The sequence below is a fragment of the Shewanella sp. SR44-3 genome (assembly GCF_014163735.1).
Lineage (GTDB): Bacteria > Pseudomonadota > Gammaproteobacteria > Enterobacterales > Shewanellaceae > Shewanella.
Genome location: NZ_JACJDV010000009.1, coordinates 63,898 through 82,587 on the forward strand (window position 1 = coordinate 63,898; position 18,690 = coordinate 82,587).

At 43.5% G+C, this 18,690-nt stretch carries 15 protein-coding genes; 12 read left to right on the forward strand and 3 right to left on the reverse strand.

Annotated features, from left to right (window positions below):
- Positions 1–73: 73 nt before the first annotated feature.
- From mazG to rpoS, 11 genes are all read left to right on the forward strand, one after another.
- Positions 74–931, forward strand: coding sequence for a nucleoside triphosphate pyrophosphohydrolase (mazG, locus tag H5073_RS07280; RefSeq protein WP_259394846.1), 858 nt, complete (start codon positions 74–76; stop codon positions 929–931).
- A gap of 117 nt (positions 932–1,048) precedes the next feature.
- A complete protein-coding gene (locus H5073_RS07285) occupies positions 1,049–2,686 on the forward strand; it encodes a CTP synthase (RefSeq protein ID WP_182678425.1) in 1,638 nt (545 codons plus the stop codon).
- A 246-nt stretch (positions 2,687–2,932) separates the two neighbouring features.
- Positions 2,933–4,234, forward strand: coding sequence for a phosphopyruvate hydratase (eno, locus tag H5073_RS07290; protein WP_182678427.1), 1,302 nt, complete (start codon positions 2,933–2,935; stop codon positions 4,232–4,234).
- A gap of 97 nt (positions 4,235–4,331) precedes the next feature.
- A complete protein-coding gene (gene ftsB, locus H5073_RS07295) occupies positions 4,332–4,631 on the forward strand; it encodes a cell division protein FtsB (RefSeq protein ID WP_182678429.1) in 300 nt (99 codons plus the stop codon).
- Positions 4,632–4,665: 34 nt separating this feature from the next.
- Positions 4,666–5,391 carry a 2-C-methyl-D-erythritol 4-phosphate cytidylyltransferase gene (gene ispD, locus H5073_RS07300; protein WP_404948383.1) on the forward strand — a complete coding sequence of 242 codons (726 nt, stop codon included), beginning with the start codon at positions 4,666–4,668 and terminating at the stop codon, positions 5,389–5,391.
- 168 nt (positions 5,392–5,559) lie between these two features.
- Positions 5,560–6,042, forward strand: a complete 483-nt coding sequence (ispF, locus tag H5073_RS07305; protein ID WP_182678433.1) for a 2-C-methyl-D-erythritol 2,4-cyclodiphosphate synthase — start codon at positions 5,560–5,562, stop codon at positions 6,040–6,042.
- 14 nt (positions 6,043–6,056) lie between these two features.
- Complete coding sequence (locus tag H5073_RS07310) at positions 6,057–7,145, forward strand: tRNA pseudouridine(13) synthase TruD (protein ID WP_182678435.1); 1,089 nt, start codon at positions 6,057–6,059, stop codon at positions 7,143–7,145.
- Between the two features lies 1 nt (position 7,146).
- Positions 7,147–7,896 carry a 5'/3'-nucleotidase SurE gene (gene surE, locus H5073_RS07315; RefSeq protein WP_182678437.1) on the forward strand — a complete coding sequence of 250 codons (750 nt, stop codon included), beginning with the start codon at positions 7,147–7,149 and terminating at the stop codon, positions 7,894–7,896.
- Positions 7,893–8,528, forward strand: a complete 636-nt coding sequence (locus tag H5073_RS07320; RefSeq protein WP_182678439.1) for a protein-L-isoaspartate(D-aspartate) O-methyltransferase — start codon at positions 7,893–7,895, stop codon at positions 8,526–8,528. The genes surE and H5073_RS07320 overlap by 4 nt, the downstream gene beginning before the upstream one ends.
- A gap of 369 nt (positions 8,529–8,897) precedes the next feature.
- Positions 8,898–9,833 (forward strand): peptidoglycan DD-metalloendopeptidase family protein, encoded by a 936-nt coding sequence (locus tag H5073_RS07325; protein WP_182678442.1) that lies wholly within the window; start codon positions 8,898–8,900, stop codon positions 9,831–9,833.
- A 76-nt stretch (positions 9,834–9,909) separates the two neighbouring features.
- Positions 9,910–10,893: an RNA polymerase sigma factor RpoS gene (gene rpoS / locus H5073_RS07330; RefSeq protein ID WP_182678444.1), complete on the forward strand. Its 984-nt coding sequence runs from the start codon at positions 9,910–9,912 to the stop codon at positions 10,891–10,893.
- 192 nt (positions 10,894–11,085) lie between these two features.
- On the opposite strand, the gene H5073_RS07335 is transcribed toward rpoS, so the two are convergent.
- From H5073_RS07335 to mutS, 3 genes are all read right to left on the reverse strand, one after another.
- The gene (locus H5073_RS07335) at positions 11,086–13,005 is read right to left on the reverse strand and encodes a methyl-accepting chemotaxis protein (RefSeq protein WP_182678446.1); all 1,920 of its coding nucleotides are present in this window, start codon (positions 13,003–13,005) and stop codon (positions 11,086–11,088) included.
- A gap of 60 nt (positions 13,006–13,065) precedes the next feature.
- Positions 13,066–13,248, reverse strand: coding sequence for a hypothetical protein (locus H5073_RS07340; protein ID WP_182678448.1), 183 nt, complete (start codon positions 13,246–13,248; stop codon positions 13,066–13,068).
- A gap of 1,261 nt (positions 13,249–14,509) precedes the next feature.
- Positions 14,510–17,104, reverse strand: a complete 2,595-nt coding sequence (gene mutS / locus H5073_RS07345) for a DNA mismatch repair protein MutS (protein WP_182678450.1) — start codon at positions 17,102–17,104, stop codon at positions 14,510–14,512.
- 489 nt (positions 17,105–17,593) lie between these two features.
- Between mutS and recA the strand changes: the two genes are divergently transcribed.
- Positions 17,594–18,655, forward strand: a complete 1,062-nt coding sequence (gene recA / locus H5073_RS07350) for a recombinase RecA (protein WP_182678452.1) — start codon at positions 17,594–17,596, stop codon at positions 18,653–18,655.
- Positions 18,656–18,690 lie beyond the last annotated feature (35 nt).

The following is an 18,690-nucleotide window of genomic DNA, read 5'->3' on the forward strand; positions in this document are numbered from 1 at the left end:
CGTAACGTCATTGATGTGCCAAGCATGTAGACGACAGACATTAGACGGAAAGTGGCAGAAAATAGGCAGTAATATGAGCACCGAGAAAACAGTGGGTTTACAGGCTTTACTGGCAATCATGGAAAAACTGCGAAACCCAGAGACTGGCTGCCCTTGGGATCTGGCTCAGCGCTTTGACACTCTAGTGCCATTTACCATTGAAGAAGCTTTCGAGGTTGCCGAGGTGATTGAGCATCATGACTTAAGCCATCTTCCCGATGAATTGGGTGACTTGTTATTTCAAGTGGTGTTTTATTGCCAGCTTGGTAAAGAACAAGGCCTGTTCGATTTTGCAACCGTGGTGGAGCGAATTAGCGCCAAGCTTATCCGCCGCCATCCCCATGTGTTTGGCGCGATGCAAGATGAGTTTGCCGCAAATGGTGCCAAGTCTGAGCTCAATACCCAAGCACTTAATGCCGCCTGGGAAAATGCTAAAGCCTTAGAGCGTCAGCAAAAACAGTTATTTTCAGTGCTCGATGACATACCCCAGGCCTTACCAGCGTTAACTCGGTCATTAAAAATTCAAAAACGGGTTGCCAAAGTCGGTTTCGATTGGCCCAATCTTGCGCCTGTGGTGGCTAAAATTCATGAAGAAATTGATGAAGTCATGGTTGAAGCGCGACTGCTTGAGAGCGACCCTGAAACTTATTTGTCAAAAGTAAAAGATGAAATGGGCGACTTGTTGTTTGCCGTGGTGAATCTTGCCCGCCATTTAGGGGTCGATCCGGAATCGGCATTGCGCCAGGGGAACCATAAATTTGAGCAGCGCTTTCGCGGTGTAGAAGCCTTAGCCGATGCAAGCGGGAAATCCATGGAAGCCCACAGTTTAGAAGAACTCGATGGCTATTGGGATCAAGTAAAAGCGCGTCTAAAGGCGGCTCATAAGGAATAATCTCTCTTTTATCTACCTTTAGGTTTGTCGAATCTCAGATGCTTTGGTATACTATCGCCCCGTCCTAGTGCTTTCTTACAAGCACGTTTTTTCTACTCTCTTATTCTCAGGTTCAGCATGACTACAAGATATATATTCGTTACTGGTGGTGTGGTTTCATCACTAGGAAAAGGTATTGCAGCAGCATCGCTCGCAGCAATTTTAGAGGCTCGGGGCCTAAACGTAACTATCATGAAGCTGGACCCCTATATCAACGTCGATCCGGGTACCATGAGCCCAACTCAGCACGGTGAAGTTTTTGTTACTGAAGACGGCGCTGAGACTGACTTAGACTTAGGTCATTATGAGCGTTTCATCCGTACCAAGATGAACCGTCGTAATAACTTCACCACCGGCCGTATTTACGAAGAAGTCTTACGTAAAGAGCGCCGTGGCGATTACTTAGGTGCCACCATTCAGGTTATCCCGCATATCACCAATGCGATTAAAGAGAGAGTCATCGAGGGCGGCGAAGGTCATGATGTGGCTATCGTTGAGATCGGCGGCACTGTGGGTGATATCGAGTCATTGCCATTCCTTGAGTCAATTCGTCAATTAGGTGCTGAGCTTGGACGTGATCGCACCCTATTTATGCATTTGACCTTAGTGCCTTTCTTAGGCGCTGCTGGCGAAATTAAAACTAAGCCAACCCAGCATTCTGTAAAAGAGCTGCGTTCAATCGGCATCGCACCTGACGTACTGGTTTGCCGTGGCGATCGCGCTGTACCTGCTAATGAAAGAGCGAAAATATCGCTATTTTGTAACGTAGAAGAACGCGCTGTTATCTCACTAAAAGACGTAGACAGTATCTACAAAATTCCAGCACTGTTGCGCTCACAAGGTCTAGATGAATTAGTGATCAAGCGTTTTAACATAGATTGCAAAGAAGCGGATCTGTCTGAGTGGGAAAACGTTATTTATCAAGAGGCTAACCCAAATGGTGAAGTCACCATAGGTATGGTTGGCAAGTACATCGAATTACCTGATGCCTATAAGTCTGTCAATGAAGCGTTAAAGCATGCGGGCCTTAAAAACCGTGTGACTGTGAACATCAAGTATATTGATTCGCAAACCGTAGAAGCCAAAGGCGATGAAGTCTTACAAGGTTTAGACGGTATTCTAGTGCCAGGCGGCTTTGGCGAGCGCGGCGTTGAAGGTAAAATCCTTGCGGCCAAGTTTGCCCGTGAAAACAAGCTGCCATACTTTGGTATTTGTTTAGGTATGCAAGTGGCGTTAATCGAGTTCGCTCGTAACGTAGCTGGCATGACTAATGCCCATTCTACTGAATTTAACCCAGCATCAAAGTTCCCAGTTGTGGGCCTTATCACAGAATGGATAGATGAAGATGGCAAGCTTGAGTTGCGCCATGAAGCGTCTGATTTAGGCGGCACTATGCGTTTAGGTGCGCAGTTATGTCACCTTAAAGAGGGCACTAAAGCGGCGCAGGCTTATAAGGGGAATACCTGTATTGAGCGTCACCGTCATCGCTATGAAGTGAACAACAACTATATCGACCGACTTGAAAAAGCGGGCTTAGTGTTCAGTGGCTTATCATCTGATCGGAAACTGATTGAGATGATAGAAATTAAAGATCATCCTTGGTTTGTTGCCGGTCAATTCCACCCTGAATTTACCTCAACGCCCCGTGATGGCCACCCATTATTCGAAGGCTTTATTGCCGCTTCGTTGAGCCATCAAAAACGTATCTTAGGTTAATGAATAAGCCGCTAGTGATCCTAGCGGCTTTTTTTATCTTTCCAAGCGAGTTCACGTTTGTTGTAAACACAGTTGATGCAAACTAAAATACATTCTATCCTATAGACACAGAAGCTTAATTTCTTACCAAACTGAAAGTTAAATACCAATAATTAAGTATTTTTAAGCAATTACTGTCTTATTTATTGGTATTGATTTTCTTTTCAAACTTAAACTTTCAATATTACTCAAAATTACGAGGGAATTATGGCTAACATTATTAACGTCATTGGTCGCGAAATCATGGATTCTCGTGGTAACCCAACGGTTGAAGCTGAAGTGCATTTAGAAGGCGGTTTCATCGGCATGGCTGCTGCACCATCAGGTGCCTCAACGGGTAGCCGTGAAGCATTAGAATTACGCGATGGTGATAAGAGCCGTTATTTAGGCAAAGGCGTATTAAACGCGGTTGCAGCAGTAAATGGTCCAATTGCTGACGCGTTAAAAGGTAAAGATGCGCTGGATCAAGCACAACTTGACCAAATCATGATCGACTTAGATGGTACAGAAAACAAAGCTAAATTTGGCGCTAACGCTATTTTGGCGGTTTCTTTGGCTGCCGCAAAAGCTGCTGCTGCTGCTAAAGGTGTTCCTTTATATGTCCACATTGCTGATTTAAATGGCACGCCTGGTGTTTACTCTATGCCTTTACCTATGATGAACATCATCAATGGTGGCGAGCACGCTGATAACAGTGTCGATATTCAAGAGTTCATGATCCAACCTGTAGGCGCTGCGACATTCCGCGAAGGCCTGCGTATGGGCGCAGAAGTATTCCACAGCCTAGCTAAAGTGCTTAAAGCTGATGGTCACTCAACAGCAGTCGGTGATGAAGGTGGTTTTGCACCAAACTTAGCGTCTAACGAAGCTGCTCTTGCTGCAATCAAAGTTGCAGTGGCCAATGCAGGTTACGAGTTAGGCAAAGACATTACTTTAGCGATGGATTGTGCAGCGTCTGAATTTTATGACAAAGAAGCCAATATCTACGATCTTAAAGGTGAAGGTAAAAAATTCACCTCTGAAGAATTTAACTTCTTCTTACAAGGTCTGACACAGCGTTACCCAATCGTGTCTATTGAAGATGGTCTAGACGAGTCTGATTGGGATGGTTTTGCGCATCAAACTAAACTAATGGGTGATAAAATCCAATTAGTGGGTGACGATTTATTTGTAACCAACACTAAAATTCTTAAGCGTGGTATCGACAACGGCATCGCTAACTCTATCCTCATTAAATTTAACCAAATTGGTTCATTAACTGAAACCTTGGCTGCAATTAAAATGGCGAAAGATGCGGGCTTCACCGTTGTTATCTCTCACCGTAGCGGCGAGACTGAAGATTCAACCATTGCTGATTTAGCTGTAGGTACAGCCGCTGGTCAAATCAAAACGGGCTCATTAAGCCGTAGCGATCGCGTCGCTAAGTACAACCAATTATTACGCATTGAAGAAGCGTTAGGGTCAAAAGCACCTTATAACGGTCTTAAAGAAGTGAAAGGCCAAGGTTAATTTTTAACTTGAGCTAAAAAAGGCCACCACTAGGTGGCCTTTTTTGTTGTATTATAGCCAAACTTAACTCCACCATTAGTCGATAACTATCGGTATTATGAATAGATTATTACTCGGCCTGTTTATTCTTCTGGCATTACTTCAGTACCGTCTCTGGTACGGTGATAACAATATGACGCAATATGTGCATTTGCAAAAGCAAATTGCCAGTCAGGAGCAGAGTAACCAAAAATTAGTGGAGCGCAATCAAGTCCTTAAAGAAGAAATTATTGATCTTAAAAGCGGCACCGAAGCCTTAGAGGAGCGTGCACGTAATGAACTTGGCATGGTAAAACAAGGCGAAACCTTCTACCGTGTTGTGGGCATTGAGCCTAAAGCCGGCGCTGAGTATGAATAATGACTCTGCCAACTTGTTGATTTCTGATTAAGACATGTCCATGACTCAAACATTGCCACTTATCCCAAAAAACATCGCCATAGTTCCTGCAGCAGGTATAGGGGCTAGAATGGCTGCGGGAATACCAAAACAATACCTAACCCTTGGGGCCCAGAGCATTCTGGGGCACACTTTAGATGCATTACTCTCTCATCCTCAAATAGCCCAAGTCATTGTCGCCTTACATCCTCAAGATGATATGTTTACTGCGTTACCTCAAGCAAAACACCCTAAACTCATCACAGTGATTGGCGGCGGTGAGCGGGCAGATTCAGTGTTAGCAGCATTAGCTGTCGCCCCAGAAGATGCATGGGCACTAGTGCATGACGCCGCAAGGCCTTGCTTAACCCATGGTGATATCGATAAATTACTCGCATCAACTAAAGCATTTCCCCAAGGGGCAATTTTGGCAACTCCAGTTAGAGACACCATGAAGCGCAGCGATGCCAATGGGGTTATCCATCACACGGTAGACAGAGCGCTGTTATGGCATGCATTAACGCCGCAATATTTTCCGGTTGAGACTTTATTGAAGTATTTAAGTGACGCGCTTAAAGCTGACGTATTCATCACAGATGAAGCCAGTGCGATGGAATGGGCGGGGATCGCTCCAGGGCTTATTAGCGGCCGCGCCGATAATATTAAAGTGACTCACCCTGATGATTTGCAGTTGGCAGAGCTTTTTATGGCGCACTTGAGCGAAACGCCTTTGGACAAATAAGTGGCTCAGCAAATTATTAATTCAGCTGACTAGTTCAAAGTGCGAATTTAAAGTGCTAATTCAAAGTGCTAATTCCAAGTGCTAATTCAAAGTGCTCGTCCAAAGCATTAATCCAAATTACTGGTGCATGAGTGTGTAGACTTATGCTCAAACGAAAGGCAGAAATAGATGAAACTCCGAATTGGTCATGGTTTTGATGTGCATAAATTTGGTGGTGATAAGCCGCTTATTTTAGGGGGGGTCACTGTGCCTTATGAATGTGGTTTGATTGCTCATTCGGATGGTGATGTGGTGCTGCATGCCGTGAGTGATGCGATTTTAGGTGCCATGGCATTAGGCGATATCGGTAAGCATTTTCCCGATACCGATGATGCCTTCGAAGGCGCCGATAGCCGCGTATTACTGCGCCACTGTTACAAATTAGCGCTACAAAAGCAGTATCAATTGGGCAATTTAGATGTGACTGTGATAGCACAAGCTCCCAAAATGGCACCTCACATTGAAGCCATACGTCAGCTGCTGGCGCTCGATCTGAACACTGACATAGACAACATTAATGTAAAAGCGACTACCACTGAACAGTTAGGTTTTACTGGCCGCAAAGAAGGCATCGCTGTCGAAGCTGTTGTCCTGATGCAACAAGTGATTTAAAGAGAATCTGATAAATGAATGAATTACATTACCTGCACGGCAAGCCTCAATCTCAAGGACTACTACGGACTAAAAACAGTGACTTTATCGTTAATGAAATCTTACCTTTTAGCCCCACAGGGGAAGGTGAGCATCATATGCTGCACATTCGTAAAGAAGGCTTAAATACTGTCTTTGTTGCTGAAATGATTGCCAAATTTGCCAAGGTTCACCCAAAAGAAGTGACTTATGCAGGCCAAAAAGACAAGCATGCCATCACTGAGCAGTGGTTTGGGGTACGCATTCCAGGTAAAGAGATGCCCCAATGGGATGTGCTTAACAGCGACAGCCTGACTGTGCTTTCAAGTTCGCGCCACGGTAAAAAATTGCGCATTGGCGCGCTACTGGGCAACCAATTTATCCTGACGCTTCGAGGGATCACAGATGTCACTGAGGTTAGTGAGCGTTTAGCCTTGATAGCCAAAACTGGTGTGCCTAACTATTTTGGTGAGCAGCGATTTGGCCATGACGGTAAGAATTTGGTCATGGGGCGGCAAATGCTCGCGGGTAAGAAAGTCAAAGACCGCAAGAAAAGCAGCATGTATTTATCAGCGGTGCGTTCAAACATTTTTAATCAAGTGGTATCGCACCGTTTAGCTGCCCAAGGAAGTACACCGCTTGATGGTGACTGCGTGATGCTTGCGGGCAGTCGTAGCTACTTTGTTGCAGACACTTGGGACAGCACAGTACAAGCTCGTCTCGATGAGAAAGACATTCAATTATCTGCGCCGCTTTGGGGCCGCGGCGCGCCATTGGCTAAAGGGGAAGCCGCCGAACTTGAAGCCGCCGCATTAGTGGATTATGCCAGCGATCTTGAAGGCTTAGAAAATGCTGGATTAGAGCAAGAAAGGCGGCCGCTACTGCTTGAGCCACAAGGGCTTAAGTATAAGTTTACTGCTGATGTTTTGACTTTAGAATTTATCTTACCCGCTGGCAGTTTTGCTACTTCTATTTTGCGCGAAGTCTGCGTTTATCAAGATGTAAAAGAAAGGCAATGGCAGGAGCTTGTGAGCACGCAAGCCCAATCCCTTGAAGCGAAAGAAAGTAACGAGGCTAAACCTTAGCATGATTAATATTTTAGTCAGCAATGATGATGGGGTGCAAGCCGAAGGGATCCGCTGCCTAACTGAGGCCCTGAGCGCCTTTGCGACAGTATTAACAGTGGCTCCGGATAGAAATTGCTCTGGGGCGAGCAATTCTTTAACCTTGACTAATCCATTAAGAATTAATAGTTTAGGCAACGGCTTTATTGCCGTTAATGGCACGCCATCGGATTGCGTTCATTTAGCGATTCGTGAGTTATGTAAACAAGAGCCCGATATCGTAATCTCAGGTATTAATGCTGGCGCCAATATGGGCGACGATACCCTGTATTCAGGCACAGTTGCCGCCGCCATGGAAGGGCGTTTCTTAGGCTTACCAGCAATAGCAGTGTCTTTAGCGGGTAAAGAATTGCTGCATTATCAAACCGCAGCACATTTTAGCGCCAAAATAGTGCAAGGCCTGTTAGCGCATCCAATAGCTAAAGATCAAATTTTAAACGTGAACGTGCCAGACTTACCTATTGAGGCGATAAAAGGCATTAAGGTAACCCGCCTTGGTGCGCGCCATAAAGCCGAGGGCATGGTGAAAACTCAAGATCCTGCGGGACGTGAGATCTTTTGGCTAGGCCCTGTGGGTAAAGAGCAAGATGCAGGCGAAGGTACAGATTTTGATGCCATAAGCCAAGGTTATGTGTCTATTACGCCATTAACCGTGGATCTTACTGCTTATAACCAGCTTGCTGGATTAGAACACTGGATAACAAAACTATGACTGGAACAGTATCAACACTGGCATTAAATTTAGCCAGGAAACTCTATGAAACTGGCATTCGTAGTCAGTCAGTGTTGAATGCTGTTGCTAATACTCCAAGAGAGTTATTTCTGGATGATGCCTTGGCGCACAAGGCCTATGAAAATACCGCCTTACCCATAGGCCAAGGCCAAACCATTTCTCAGCCTTATATAGTGGCGAGAATGACTGAGCTATTGTTGCAAACTAATCCTAATAAAGTATTAGAAATTGGTACAGGCTCAGGATACCAGGCCGCAATTTTGGCGCAGCTAGTGCCGCAACTGTGCACTATTGAGAGAATAAAAGCACTGCAAATCCAAGCAAGACAAAGGCTTAAGCGATTGGATTTACACAATGTATCTTTTAAGTACGGCGATGGTTGGCAAGGCTGGCATAACAAGGGGCCGTTTGATGGTATTTTAGTGACGGCAGCGGCAGCGAAAGTCCCCGAAGCCTTACTCACGCAACTTAGCGATGGCGGCGTATTACTTATTCCTGTCGGGGAAGATTCACAACAACTGCTCAAAATCACCCGTAAACAACAGACCTTTGAGTCGCAAATCATCGAAGCAGTTAAGTTTGTGCCACTTATCAATGGTGAGCTAGCCTAGGGCTTGTTGATCTTTGCCGTTGAATTTTGTTCGAGATAAAACCGTTTTAATCGCGGCGAGTGAATTGCAGCCTAGTAATCTAAGCAACTATCACTTAACTAAGAGCCTCTCAACAAAGAGTAAAACGGTTTTAGCCGAACCCTTTGGGCAGCGTTTGTTGGTCATTTCTACTGCGTTATCGACTTTTTATGTAGAATAACTACACCGCAAAGCCTCTGCCTTGTATAAATGGCCAACAATTCACCGCAAAAACAACCGTGAAAGATCAACAGGCCCTAGCTATTTACTCAATACATTAAGAACTGCTTGCTAAATAGCGAGGTTTGAATTACAAACTGCGGTTTACTTTGCCTTAAAGGATAGGATTGGATGACAAGCTTTTGGCCAACATTGTTGTGTATTATTTTGTTTGCCTCTGGCTGTAGCTTTCAGGCTCAGCGCCCTGCACCTGTGGAAAGCTTATCTAGCGTAAAAGGCCAGAAACATTACAAAGGCTCTATTAAATCTCAGCAGTATCGAGTTAAAAAAGGCGACACCTTGTACTCCATTTCTTGGGGAGCGGGGAAAAACTTTATGCAAGTTGCAAGGCTTAATCATTTAACTCAGCCCTACACTATTTATCCCGGCCAAATTATCAAGCTCAGCAGTGAAAATTACCCTAATACTTCAAGTCCAACAAGGGCTCAACCTTATAAAGCACAAGGGAGAGGCGTTGTCAGTGGTGGTATCAGTCAGCCCTACCAAGTCGTTAATACTCCGAGTAAAACTTTAGTTGGACAAACAGCCAACTCTGTCCTAGCACGAGAAAATAAAAGTGTAAATACGACAAAAAAAGAACTTGATCCCAAATTAAAGTCTGCGTACTCTGTAACAAGTGCAAAACAAACTGTTAACTTAATCACCAAAGAGCAAGCTAACCATTTACCCGCACAAGTGAGTCAATGGTATTGGCCAGTTTTAGGAAAGTTAATAGGCACATTTTCAGAGACGGAGCAGGGCAATCAAGGTATTAAGATTGCGGGCCGACGCGGAGATCTAATTAAAGCGGCGGCTGATGGTAAAGTCGTTTACGCAGGCGATGCATTACGTGGTTACGGCAACTTAGTTATTATCAAACACAATGATGATTTCCTCAGTGCTTATGCTCACGCAGAGACGATTTTAGTCAAAGAAAAACAGCTAGTCGCAGCGGGTCAAGCCGTTGCAAAAATGGGTGATAGTGGCGCTAACCAAGTTATGCTCCACTTTGAGATCCGCTACCACGGAAAATCAGTTAACCCATTAAAATATCTACCTAAACAATGAATTGTTTAGAGAACTTAACTAGGGAGGGTGAATAAGTGACGTAGATTAACGTTTTTCAGGTTTGGGAGAGCGCATTATGAGCAGAACATCTAACACTGCAGTAGCAGAAAAGCTTGTAGATTTATCCACAAAAACCAAAAAAGAAGGTGCGCAAAAGAGCGACAAGGCAGTCGATTTAGTGCAGCAACTCGAAATTGAACAACAAGTTCAAGAAGATCTTCAAAAAAACCTTGACGCCACTCAGTTATATTTAGGCGAAATAGGATTTTCCCCTTTGCTAAGTGCAGAAGAAGAAGTGTTCTTCTCACGTAAAGCCCTCAAAGGTTGCGAGAAATCTCGTAATCGCATGATCGAAAGTAACCTAAGACTGGTGGTGAAAATTGCCCGTCGCTACAATAATCGTGGTTTGGCCCTGTTAGATCTTATCGAAGAGGGTAACTTGGGCCTGATCAGAGCGGTGGAGAAGTTTGATCCTGAAAGAGGTTTCCGTTTTTCTACTTATGCCACGTGGTGGATCAGACAAACTATAGAACGTGCGATAATGAATCAAACTCGCACCATACGTTTGCCAATCCATGTGGTAAAGGAACTTAACGTCTATTTACGTACTGCAAGACAGCTAGCGCAGAAGCTAGATCACGAGCCAACGGCAGAAGAAATTGCCGCCAAACTTGATGTCTCTACCAGTGACGTAAGCCGGATGTTAAAGCTTAATGAGAAAATTACCTCAGTAGACACCCCACTGGGTGGCGATAATGAAAAAGCACTATTAGATGTGATTGCCGACGACGATAGCGTAGGCCCTGATTATCAAGTGCAAGATGAAGACTTATCCAACTCTATTGTTGGTTGGTTAAACGAGCTCAACACCAAGCAAAGAGAAGTACTAGCACGCCGTTTTGGTTTATTGGGTTACGAGCCATCAACACTGGAAAATGTTGGCGCAGAGATAGGTTTGACTCGAGAACGTGTTCGTCAAATTCAAGTGGAAGCGTTAAAGCGTTTAAAAGACTTGTTAAGCAGTCAAGGTTTGTCAGTTGAAGCTCTCTTTAGAGATTAAGGAGGAGTTAGATACTAACAGCGAGATTACAGTCACAACTCGCTAAGGGCATGAAAAGGACAGTTAATGTCCTTTTTTTACGCCTAGAATTTAGTATGGTTTAACTAAAACCGTAAAAGAAATAGGCCAATGCAGTTATGCATTGGCCTAGCTAGATTTACAAAGGTCTAACGTTGCTTTTTTCGCTATACATCAACGCTTATTAAAAACCAATAGCTGAGTATTGATAGAATTAGAAACATCGTTAATCGCTGCACTACTGTCAATAATTTCAATGACACTTTGCATGTTTTCATTGGAATTATCTTTTATCTTACTCATGCTCTCATTGACTTGATTGATCATCGCCGACTGCTCTTCAGCTGCAGTTGCAACTAATTGACTAATCATCACAATACGCTCATATAACTCAGTGTTACTTTCTTGTGTTGCTTTAATCTCAGTCATTGACTCTGAAGCAGCCCTAGCTTGTTCAACAATATCATTCATTTCATTCAAGGCTGTTGCAGAGGAATTTTGTAAATTATTCATAATATTATGAATGTCAGTTGTTGATTGCGCTGTTTTTTGAGCTAGACCTCTTACTTCATCGGCCACGACGGCAAAGCCTCTGCCGTGCTCCCCAGCTCTTGCAGCTTCAATAGCTGCGTTTAACGCAAGTAAATTGGTTTGTTCAGATATCGAATTAATAACATTAAGGGCTTTAACTATGGTTTCAATATTCCCACTAAGAGAACTTACCACGCCTGACACTTCACCAATGCGTTTCTCTAAACCAGTAATATCATCTTGAGCTGACCCTATAGAGCGCTTAACCTCTGTGGCATTTTCTTGAATGCTCGCCGCAGCATCAGATGCATCAGCGGCATTCGCGGCTACATCCTGAACGGTAATGCTAACTTCTGCTAATGCAGCTGCAATATGCAGCGTGTTCTCAAGGTTTTTCTCAATACCTTCAGTGGTACTTTCAACCTTACTTTTAAGCTGTTCAGCGACATGATTCAGCTTAGTGCTATCTTGTAATATATGCTTAAAAATGGTTTCAAGCTTTTGCACAAAGGCATTGTAACCCACCGAGACTTGAGCTAATTCTTTTTTACCATCTTCAGGTAGTCGTATTGATAAATTTGCATCACCGGCGCCCATTTTTTGAAATAGGGCTGCAAGTTGATTAATCGGTTGGCTAATACTGTTGGTCATTAATAGTGTTACGATTATCGAAAAAACAATCACAGCTAAAGTCAAAAACATAATGTTGCGCTGTGATTCTTTTAATCCTGCAAACACCTCATCGTAGGGTACCTGAATAATCACATACCAACCCATACTGCTAATATAGCTAGATGCTAGGATCTGTTTTTCACCATTGATTTCGACAATTTTATGATGGAAATCAGTACTATTTAATAATAATTTAGCTGTTTCTGGTGTATATATTTCAGACAGAGAAACCGTTTCAGACTCTTGATAATCCTTATGAAATTTTGCATTGCCATTATCATCAATTAAGAAAACAAAACCTGACTGCTCAATGCGGAATTCACTTAACATCTTGACTAAGCGATCGAATGACTTCCCTGTTCCCGCAAAACCTCGGCCGTTTAGTTGCTGAGTATTGACATATAGCGTTGTATCTTTGGTTCTAGAAGAAGTATAAATACTGACAGAATCAACCTTTCCACCATCTTTATAATCAAAATACCAACCATCATTCTCAGGTGTCATCACTCGAAGGAAACCGTCAAGGTTATTCCAAAAACGATGAGTCTCCCTATCAGAAAAAGATAACCGAGTGATATTATGCTCAAGCGCAATAGTTTTGAGATGATTTATGAGAATCTCTTCACCATTACTTGGTTGACCTGTTTTTAGCCAGTTATCAATAAATTTATCGTTGGTTAGATCTACAGCAATGGCACGCATTAACTCAATTTCTTTGTTAATTTCGGTATTAATGCTTTTGATTAAATAAGGTAGCTCAGTATTAATCGCACGTGCTTCAATAATATTTTGCGATGAGACTTGAGTTAAACCACTGATAATCAAGGAGGTAAGTAAAATAAAACTAAAAACAGTAATAGTTATTTGTTGTTTTATGGACAAACGATTCATTGGCTGCTTCTCTATTAGCTAAATTAGATTACGCGTATTCATGTCTGAAGTGCATAACACTTAGGCGGCTTTAGCCACCAGGTAATCCTGCATTAATTTTGCAGGAGTTTCAAATCCAAGTGTCTTGCTTGGACGATGATTAAGTTGTTCAAAAACAGGGATAACCTCTGCAAGTGTTGTTGCCTTAAAATCTGTGCTCTTTGGCCAATGCTGGCGTAATAATTGATTGGTATTTTCATTCAATCCACGCTCCTATGAGTTGTAAGGATGAGTAAAATAAACGCAGACACCTAAGACCTCTGTAATTAACACGTAATAAGCGTTATCATTGTCAGCTGTGATGGAGTGAAGCGCTGCCGTATCTGGGTTTAACTATGTTATCGTAGCAGCTTTTTGCTGAACAACACTTTTTAGGACTCATCAATGTTGACGCGGTTTTTAATCTGTCCATGATTGCTTTGGCCATTACTGACAGTTATTGCACTGTGCTGATGGTATTTCTTACCGTATCGGCGTAAATATAGATTGAGCTTGCCGCTGTATAGATAAATGCACTCATGACTCGTTGACGGTTTATTTTTTGGCGTTGGTTCGCCCTAATCAAGCCCGTTTTTTACTTGTTTGTGCCTGTTACCCGCTACAATGCACTTACAATTTGAATCTATGTTAATTATAGAATAACACTTTTCTAATAACAAAACAGTAGAATAAAAACGTAAAGCCAACTGATAGAACATGCTAACCAAAAATTATACTACAAAGAGAACACGAAGCTAATCTCATTCCAATTAGTTTACTCAAAGAACAAAATTTAAAGCTTATTGTATTGACAGATAAATATTATTCTGCCAAATATTTCATCTTGTCCATCCCACTTGGTAAGTTTTATTTTCAATAAAATCAATGGCTTGGTTTGACCTTGCTCAATGGGTAGCGAGTTTTCGTTCGGATATCAAAACTGGTTTTATTTCTTTTTTACGCTTTCTCTCGACGGCAATAAAAGTCTTGGCTGGCTAACACAAGGAAAATAATATCCACGAGATCATGGCTTAGGTTGATGTAAGGGTGGGGGCTTCGATGAGTTTTAAGTGTTGAAACTGTGATATTGGTTAGTTTCTTTAAGATAAGAGACTTAAGCAGATGGGCTATGTTGCAAAAATTTCTCTTTAATTAACAAGCTATGACCTCATGCTGAACGACTTCCTTGCCAGGGGGCTGATCTTTCAAGGTTATTTGCAGCTAATGGTTGGCGATTTATATAAGGCAGAGTCTTTGTACTGTCGTTATTCTACATTAAGAAGCCGGTAACGCAGGAGAAATGAGCAACAAACGCTGGCCAAAAGTTCGACTAAAACCGTTTTACTCTTTTCTGAGGCGCTCTTAGCTAAGTGATAGTTACTTAGATGACTAGGCTGTAACCCACTGCCGCGATTAAAACAGTTTTATCTCAAACAAAATTTAACCGACAAAGATCAACAGCCCCCTAGCTAGATACGCTGAATCATCAGGTTTTTACGAGCTTCTTAAGTTCGTAAAGTAAATCCAAGGCTTGTTTTGGGCTAAGTTCATCAGGATTAATCGTGGTTAGCTTATTGAGAGCTTTTTCACCCCTCATAGGGACGGGTGATAAGCTGAGACTTTGCTGCTGTGGCGCTATTCTAGATGTACTCGCCGTTGATGCCTGATTATCGCGGTTCTCTAGTTGATGTAGTTTATGTTTAGCAGCTTGAATAACATGACTTGGCACCCCTGCTAATGCGGCGACTTGCAGACCATAACTCTTACTAGCAGCCCCTTCTTGAACTGCATGCATAAAGGCGATAGTGTCATCGTGCTCTATGGCATCTAAATGCACATTGTTGGCGCCTGGGATCAAATCTGGTAATTGCGTTAGTTCAAAATAATGAGTTGCAAATAGCGTCATCGCTTTGAGTTGTAATGCCAAATACTCAGCCGCCGACCAAGCGAGCGACAAACCATCGTAGGTTGAGGTGCCGCGGCCTATCTCATCCATTAATACCAGACTTTGACTGGTGGCATTATGGAGAATGTTGGCGGTTTCTGTCATTTCGACCATAAAGGTTGAACGGCCAGAGGCCAAGTCATCTGAGGCGCCAATGCGGGTGAATATTCTGTCGATAGGGCCAATAACGGCGCTATCAGCAGGGACAAAACAGCCAATGTGGGCCATCAAACTTATTAAGGCCACTTGGCGCATGTAGGTCGACTTACCGCCCATGTTAGGGCCTGTGACGATAAGCATGTGACGCTTTGCATCTAAGCTGACGGGGTTGGCAATAAAGGCTGTACTGCTAACGCGCTCGACTACAGGGTGGCGACCGGCATTAATTTGAATGCCGGTTTTTGAGACCATTTGCGGCTGAGTGTAATGCAGGCTTTCGGCGCGCTCGGCAAAACAGCAAATGACATCAAGCTCAGCGGCGGCGTTGGCAAAGTCTCTGAGCTCATTAAGCTTAGGAAAAATTAAATCAAACAATTGATCCCACAGCTGTTTCTCTAACGCCAGAGCTTTGCCTTGGCTTGAGAGGACTTTTTCTTCATACACTTTAAGCTCAGGAGTTATGTAGCGCTCTGTGCCTTTTAAGGTTTGACGGCGCTGATAGCTTAAAGGCACTTTATCGGCTTGCAGGCGGCTGACTTCAATATAATAACCATGGACGCGGTTATAGCCGACTTTTAAGGTGCTGATCCCCGTGGCTTGTTTTTCTCTGGTTTCAAGCTCAGTTAAGTAATCTGTAGCGCCTTCACTTAAGGCACGCCACTCATCAAGTTCGCTGTGATACCCGCTGCGAATAACGCCGCCATCGCGAATAAGCATAGGCGGGCTATCGACTATGGCATTCTCAAGTAACTCATGCTCGGCAGGAAACTCGCCAATCAACTGGGCTAACTTAGTAAGCAGTGGAGTTTGGCATTGGCCTAAGGTGTGTTGCAAGTCAGGCAACAGACTTAACGCTTGGCGCAGGCGAGCGAAATCCCGTGGCCGTGCGCTTCTTAATGCGAGGCGAGCCATAATGCGCTCGATATCACCAATGGATTTAAGTTGTTGGTGAAAATCATCAAACAAATTGGTTTCGATTAATTCAGACACGGCATTATGGCGAGCTTCGATGATTTTTTTATCACGAAGTGGCTGATGTAACCAGCGCTGAAGCATGCGGCTCCCCATGGGGGTGGCGGTGTTGTCCAATACCCAGGCTAAGGTGTGCTCGCGCCCGCCAGATAAATTCTGGGTTAGCTCCAAGTTACGTCTGGTGGCCGCATCTAAAATGATTGAGTCCGCCTGATTGAAGCGCACTATGGCGTTGATGTGCGGCAGGGCGGTCTTTTGGGTGTCTTTCACGTACTGCATTAAGCAGCCTGCTGCCTGTAAAGAAAGGCGTGCATCGCTAATACCAAAGCCATGTAAATCTTTGGTGCCAAATTGCTGTAGCAACAAGTTTACGCTGGTATCGAAATCAAATTCCCATTCAGGGCGGCGACGTATGCCTTTTAAATGATTGATTAAGCTTAGGTTGCTAAAGTCTTCACTGTAGAGCAGCTCCACAGGGCGGGTGCGCTGCAATTCAGCTTCGAGAGCTTCTTGAGTATCTAGTTCTGCAATCACAAAACGCCCCGATGAGATATCGAGCGTCGCGTAACCAAATCCTACTTTGCCTTGATAAATGGCGGCTAATAGGTTGTCTTGGCGTTCTTGCAATAAAGCTTCATCGGTTAAGGTGCCTGGAGTGACTAAGCGCACTACTTTGCGCTCAACCGGGCCTTTAGAGGTGGCGGGATCGCCCACTTGCTCACAAATTGCTACGGACTGACCAATTTGAACAAGTTTTGCCAAATAGCCTTCAACCGCATGATAAGGCAGGCCCGCCATAGGGATAGGATCGCCGCCACTTTTACCACGGGCAGTTAAAGAGATGCCTAGCAGTTCTGAGGCAAGTTTGGCATCTTCATAGAAAAGTTCGTAAAAATCCCCCATACGATAAAATAGCAGCATCTCAGGATGGGCGGCTTTCATGGTCAAATACTGACGCATCATGGGGGTGTGCTTTTCTAACTCAGAAGAATCGATACTTGTCATCTAGGGGCTTCACTCTTTTGGTAATCAACATGTCGGTAATCAAAATAAGGTGTTAGCCAATACTGTCGTGCTAAATGGTCATCATGAATGCGGCTGGTGCATGTGCACTTAGCAAGGGTGGTTGACTCATTTTTAGGGTGACAATATTGGCACGGCAATATTAACAATTTTTTGTTGATAAATATCCAGTAAATCGCACTTAGTGGTAATCGAGGCTGTTTTTTAATAAACCTAGAGATAACAGGGCAGATTATGGTGAATTTACCCCTCAATAAAAAAGTCGCACACAGTACTTGATACTGTATGATTATACAGTATACTAACCAGCATATTAAGGCACTAGATTTAACCTCTGCCTACCCGTTACGCGGCTACATTGAAGGGAGACTTGTCCCCTTAAGCCGTAATGATAGTCAGCAGGGGTAATCTGTTTTGCCAAGTACAAGATATTAATTAATAAGTGAAAATTATACTTTGAGAGGGACTAAGATGAAAGCTGATCCAAATAAAGAGAAGGCACTTGCTGCGGTACTAAGTCAAATTGAAAAGCAGTTTGGTAAAGGTTCAATCATGAAGCTTGGTGAAGACCGCACCATGGATGTTGAGACCATCTCTACCGGTTCACTTTCATTGGACGTAGCCTTAGGCGCTGGCGGTTTACCTATGGGGCGTATCGTTGAGATATATGGCCCAGAATCATCGGGTAAAACCACCTTAACATTGGAAGTGATTGCAGCAGCTCAACGTGAAGGTAAAACCTGTGCCTTTATCGATGCTGAGCACGCATTAGACCCAATTTACGCCAAAAAGTTAGGCGTAGATATTGATAACTTATTGTGTTCACAGCCTGATACCGGGGAGCAAGCTCTTGAAATTTGTGATGCATTAACTCGCTCTGGCGCGGTTGATGTTATCGTTGTCGATTCGGTTGCAGCGCTAACACCAAAAGCTGAAATTGAAGGTGAAATTGGTGACTCACATATGGGCCTAGCAGCGCGTATGATGAGCCAAGCAATGCGTAAGCTTGCTGGTAACTTGAAGCAATCAAATACCTTACTTATTTTTATTAACCAAATTCGTATGAAAATTGGCGTGATGTTTGGTAACCCAGAAACCACAACTGGCGGTAACGCACTTAAGTTTTATGCATCAGTGCGTTTAGATATTCGCCGCACTGGCGCCATTAAAGACGGCGACGAAGTAGTGGGTAACGAAACCCGCGTTAAAGTGGTTAAAAACAAAATTGCTGCGCCCTTTAAGCAAGCTGAATTCCAAATTCTTTATGGTCAAGGTATTAACCGTACTGGTGAGCTAGTTGATTTGGGTGTGGCCCATAAACTAGTTGAAAAAGCCGGTGCTTGGTACAGCTATAAAGGTGATAAAATTGGTCAAGGCCGCGCCAATGCCGGTCGTTACTTAACTGAAAATCCTGCAATTGCTCAAGAAATCGATACTCTTTTGCGTGAAATGTTATTGAACTCAAATGCACCAAAAGAATCGTCTGCAGACGTTGATGACAATGTTGACCCAGAAACGGGCGAAGTATTTTAACATCGCAGCTTAAGCCTTTGTTAAATAAATACTTA

Bases quoted from the DNA above. Each gene is read 5' to 3' on its own strand.
- ispF (WP_182678433.1), top strand. From the start codon at position 5,560: ATGAAACTCCGAATTGGTCATGGTTTTGATGTGCATAAATTTGGTGGT.
- H5073_RS07310 (WP_182678435.1), top strand. From the start codon at position 6,057: ATGAATGAATTACATTACCTGCACGGCAAGCCTCAATCTCAAGGACTA.
- ispD (WP_404948383.1), top strand. From the start codon at position 4,666: ATGTCCATGACTCAAACATTGCCACTTATCCCAAAAAACATCGCCATA.
- mazG (WP_259394846.1), top strand. From the start codon at position 74: ATGAGCACCGAGAAAACAGTGGGTTTACAGGCTTTACTGGCAATCATG.
- H5073_RS07285 (WP_182678425.1), top strand. From the start codon at position 1,049: ATGACTACAAGATATATATTCGTTACTGGTGGTGTGGTTTCATCACTA.
- surE (WP_182678437.1), top strand. From the start codon at position 7,147: ATGATTAATATTTTAGTCAGCAATGATGATGGGGTGCAAGCCGAAGGG.
- H5073_RS07320 (WP_182678439.1), top strand. From the start codon at position 7,893: ATGACTGGAACAGTATCAACACTGGCATTAAATTTAGCCAGGAAACTC.
- mutS (WP_182678450.1), bottom strand. From the start codon at position 17,104: ATGACAAGTATCGATTCTTCTGAGTTAGAAAAGCACACCCCCATGATG.
- eno (WP_182678427.1), top strand. From the start codon at position 2,933: ATGGCTAACATTATTAACGTCATTGGTCGCGAAATCATGGATTCTCGT.
- rpoS (WP_182678444.1), top strand. From the start codon at position 9,910: ATGAGCAGAACATCTAACACTGCAGTAGCAGAAAAGCTTGTAGATTTA.
- H5073_RS07325 (WP_182678442.1), top strand. From the start codon at position 8,898: ATGACAAGCTTTTGGCCAACATTGTTGTGTATTATTTTGTTTGCCTCT.
- ftsB (WP_182678429.1), top strand. From the start codon at position 4,332: ATGAATAGATTATTACTCGGCCTGTTTATTCTTCTGGCATTACTTCAG.
- H5073_RS07335 (WP_182678446.1), bottom strand. From the start codon at position 13,005: ATGAATCGTTTGTCCATAAAACAACAAATAACTATTACTGTTTTTAGT.
- recA (WP_182678452.1), top strand. From the start codon at position 17,594: ATGAAAGCTGATCCAAATAAAGAGAAGGCACTTGCTGCGGTACTAAGT.